This is a genomic window from Shewanella surugensis (assembly GCF_023284005.1).
GTDB lineage: Bacteria > Pseudomonadota > Gammaproteobacteria > Enterobacterales > Shewanellaceae > Shewanella > Shewanella surugensis.
Map to the genome: position 1 here is coordinate 1 of NZ_JAKIKS010000239.1, position 3606 is coordinate 3606.

The 3606-nt window shown below is 39.2% G+C and carries 6 protein-coding genes; 4 read left to right on the forward strand and 2 right to left on the reverse strand.

Features of this window, described 5'->3' with window-relative positions:
- Window positions 1–103: 103 nt before the first annotated feature.
- Entirely contained in the window at window positions 104–286 is a 183-nt protein-coding gene (locus L2764_RS26345; RefSeq protein ID WP_248943307.1) for an SDR family oxidoreductase, read from the reverse strand.
- A 158-nt stretch (window positions 287–444) separates the two neighbouring features.
- Between L2764_RS26345 and L2764_RS26350 the strand changes: the two genes are divergently transcribed.
- The 4 genes from L2764_RS26350 to L2764_RS26365 all read left to right on the forward strand — a co-directional run bounded on the left by L2764_RS26350 (window position 445) and on the right by L2764_RS26365 (window position 3158).
- Entirely contained in the window at window positions 445–1206 is a 762-nt protein-coding gene (locus L2764_RS26350) for an SDR family NAD(P)-dependent oxidoreductase (protein WP_248943308.1), read from the forward strand.
- 94 nt (window positions 1207–1300) lie between these two features.
- Window positions 1301–1705: a DUF998 domain-containing protein gene (locus L2764_RS26355; protein ID WP_248943309.1), complete on the forward strand. Its 405-nt coding sequence runs from the start codon at window positions 1301–1303 to the stop codon at window positions 1703–1705.
- A gap of 263 nt (window positions 1706–1968) precedes the next feature.
- On the forward strand, window positions 1969–2202 hold the full coding sequence (locus tag L2764_RS26360; RefSeq protein WP_248943310.1) for a hypothetical protein: 234 nt from the start codon (window positions 1969–1971) through the stop codon (window positions 2200–2202).
- A 395-nt stretch (window positions 2203–2597) separates the two neighbouring features.
- On the forward strand, window positions 2598–3158 hold the full coding sequence (locus tag L2764_RS26365) for a hypothetical protein (protein ID WP_248943311.1): 561 nt from the start codon (window positions 2598–2600) through the stop codon (window positions 3156–3158).
- Window positions 3159–3301: 143 nt separating this feature from the next.
- On the opposite strand, the gene L2764_RS26370 is transcribed toward L2764_RS26365, so the two are convergent.
- On the reverse strand, window positions 3302–3484 hold the full coding sequence (locus L2764_RS26370; RefSeq protein ID WP_248943312.1) for a hypothetical protein: 183 nt from the start codon (window positions 3482–3484) through the stop codon (window positions 3302–3304).
- Between the last annotated feature and the right edge of the window lie 122 nt (window positions 3485–3606).

Here is a 3606-nt window from a genome sequence, read left to right on the forward strand (position 1 = left end):
TTACATCGAACATTGCTTGGAACAGCTATCTCCCCCCAACTGTGATCTCAATAGTCTCTTACCTTGGCATGTTAATCTAAGCAAGGCGTAGTTCGCCGGACGCTCACGTAATAATGTGTACATTATCCTCAGAAGCATAAAGTTTATTCAGATGAATAACCGCAGATTTATCTGAATCTAACAAAAAAAGCTGACTCGCACCTTGTGCCAAACAATACTGAGCAGTCCCTAAACCTATGCCACTTTCCGCGCCTGTTATAAAGATACGTTTATTTTTAATTATCATAGTCCCATCCAAAATCCTTTTCTTTCAAGCAATAAGTCAGGTCGAAATGGTTTCATTCACGCCATAATTCCTATGTGCCACTTTGATACTTATAGCTATAGATGACATTAAGCACTAGTATAAAAATTGATCTTGATCTCAATATACGTATTATGTCTATGAGTACAATCGCGAGCAGTAGCACATGCAGAAAAACCATTGTCCTTACTGGCGCAAGTCTAGGCATAGGGCATGCAACCGTAAAAAAGTTTTCAGCTGAAGGCTACCGCGTCATCACCTGCTCTCGCCATGCCTTTTCTGATAAATGCCCTTGCCCATCAGGGCCTGAAGATCACATCCAAGTCGATTTGGGCAATCAAGACGATGTTGAAAAAGCCATCACACAAATAAAAAATGCGTTAATAAAAGAGGGATCTCAACTTGCAGCTCTGATTAACAATGCGGGAATAAGCCCTAAAGGTGAGCAAGCTGAGCGATTTAATACCCTTAATACGCCTTTGGCACTTTGGAACAGCGTTTTTCAAGTTAACTTTTTTGCGCCCATTCTCTTAGCTCGTGGTTTATTTGACGAGCTAAAAGCAGCCAAAGGCTCAGTGGTTAATGTCACTTCTATTGCAGGCAGTCATGTGCATCCATTCGCAGGCTCTTCCTACGCCAGCTCAAAAGCAGCATTAGCCTCGTTAACCAGAGAGATGGCTGCCGATTTCGGTCCTTACGGTGTGCGTGTTAATGCCATCGCACCGGGAGAAATTGACACCGCCATTCTGTCACCTGGCACAGAAAAATTATTGGACTCTATCCCTCTACATCGACTCGGCACCACTGCAGAAGTCGCTGACACGATTTTCTTTCTCTGCTCTTCAGCATCTAGTTACGTTAATGGCGCTGAAATTCACATTAACGGCGGCCAACATGTTTAGCCCATACGCCCTAAGCGATTAAAAATTGACAACAATGAGTAAGTTAAGTAGCCTGAAATTTATTAAAGTATAATAATAACAACGGATTGAATTTATGCTACCCAGTTTATTGGCTTATTCGGGTGTTATTGTCTCGATTTGGATCCTGTTAAGCATCGCTCTCACAGGCTATTTCTACCCTAATTTTAATCATAAAACACAATTTTGCAGTGAGCTCGGTGCGACGGGCAGCCCCACTCAACAACTCACCCCGATGATCAATCATTATCCTTTAGGTTGTTTATTTCTCTTATTTGGTGGCTATATTGTTCAGCTTGACAATACCTCGCTATGGACAGTCTTTCTCGGCGGGTGTATTTGCATTCATGGTGTAGCCACTTGGATAGCGGGGCGCTTTCCGATGGATAAAGACCCTTACACTCCAGCGCCTTCATTTAAGGGGAAAGTGCACTCTTGGGCGGGATTTATTTTCATCCCTATTATTCGCCCCCCATTTTAGGCCTTTTTTCAGCAGATTTCAGCCTAGGCTTTAAACTAGGATCGCTGGTATCGATTATTCTTAGCCTCTATTTTACTCAGCAATTAACTCAAGCATACAAAAACAAAACCACACCGGGACTTTATCAACGACTCTGTTATGGCGTTCAACTCATCTGGCTAAGTGCGTTATCTGTTTATTTAGGCTAAAACGATAATGGAATAATAAAAATAAATGCTTATAAACGATTACTTATAAACCATTCAACCATTAATGGATTAACTATGCGCCCTTTTACCATTACTCGCATCCATACGACTCACGGAGTTTTTAGACTTAAAGGACAAATCATCGAACATGATGTGCCCTCGAGTGAATCATCAAGACTTCAAATTGATTGTCTCGACATCTTAGGCACAGATGGCTGGATAGCACTCAAGATCAACGACCCAGCCACACAAACACTCATTCTGAGCATACAAGATGCATGCTTACAACACTTGAGACCTGAACCTTAGCCTGAAATCTGCTTTGATAGTCTTCCCAAGCCAGTTGAAGATATGCCTTTATCGCCACTTAGGTGATAATCCCACAAAGCTTAAATAGAACCAAAGAGGTAACTGGATTTTTAGTTATTTTTATATTACAGTGCGCGTCTATTCGGAATGATGACATCATTGATGCCATGATTGAATAAAGTAAAGTGAAAGGGAATTCAGTACCAACCTCAAAACGTATATAGCATACGCTTCTTCCCTATTTGCATTTATTTTTCAACATTCTCTTTAGTATTCATTTAAATGAGTCGCTTTTAATGAAGCGGTTACACCTTAAAATCTCATGGATCGAGTAACGATAAGCACTGCTTTGGCTTTCTCCATGGCGCAGTTAATCTATTATAGGGAAATAAATTATGAGTTTTTTAAACAAAATAAAAGCACAAGTCACCAATTTAGGTGATGGCGTCAGTGCGACCACCTCAAAGCTTGCGGGTAATGTATTAACATCTTCTAAAGAAAACAGTAAGTTAATGGCTATCAAAGCTGAAATAGCCTCTATCGATGGTGATTTAGAATTTGCCTATAAAGACATTGGTAAAAAGTATATTGAACATGTCACTAGAACAGGACAATCTATCGAGTTTGGCGTGCAAGACACATTAGTGCAAATAGCCCCAAAATTAGATAAAAAAACGCAACTTGAAAATGAAGCCATTGAAATAGAAAAAGCGTTAAAAGATCAACTCATCATGCAAGAAAAAGCCGCTTTTCAAAATGAATTTGATGAAGAACAAGCCAAACTTGATAAAGCCTTAAAAATGGATGTTATTTCTAAAGAAGAGCATACAGAAAAACTACTCAAAGCGAAAAAAAGAGTCGATAACTTTATCAACATTCGCAAAATTGAAAAACAATTTGAAATGGCACTTATTTCAAAAGATGAAAAAGAACAGCGTATCGCACTCTTAAGCTAAAATATTGAACGAAGTGTGATGCTTAAGCTGTAATATCGACTATTTTATATTTTCGCTTAATGTCAGTTATCAATAAACAACGGGGAAAACCTATCGCTTTTCCTGTTTTTCAATTTAACTCGCTGACTAAAAATCGTTAGACATTAATCTGCTGATTTATAGCCTTCTTCGAAGTTATAAATCAGTGAGTTACTTTGATCATCTTTATAAGACACATCACCATTAATGATCCACATGATCACTCCGCCTAAGCCTTTATTCTTAGCGTAGATACCGTAAGATTTAGCCACATTCGCTGACGTATAAGCCACAAATGAATTGGTCACAGCTAAAGGATAAGCTTAGATTGCCATAATAACCGACACACTTTGGTATAGAAAAGAGGGTTAGCTGCCTATAAGCTTCAATCTCTCACAAAATCGGCCAAGGTTCTCAAATGAAAAACCAA

Coding starts and splice junctions, on each gene's coding strand:
- L2764_RS26345 (WP_248943307.1), bottom strand. CDS start 286: ATGATAATTAAAAATAAACGTATCTTTATAACAGGCGCGGAAAGTGGC.
- L2764_RS26365 (WP_248943311.1), top strand. CDS start 2,598: ATGAGTTTTTTAAACAAAATAAAAGCACAAGTCACCAATTTAGGTGAT.
- L2764_RS26360 (WP_248943310.1), top strand. CDS start 1,969: ATGCGCCCTTTTACCATTACTCGCATCCATACGACTCACGGAGTTTTT.
- L2764_RS26355 (WP_248943309.1), top strand. CDS start 1,301: ATGCTACCCAGTTTATTGGCTTATTCGGGTGTTATTGTCTCGATTTGG.
- L2764_RS26350 (WP_248943308.1), top strand. CDS start 445: ATGAGTACAATCGCGAGCAGTAGCACATGCAGAAAAACCATTGTCCTT.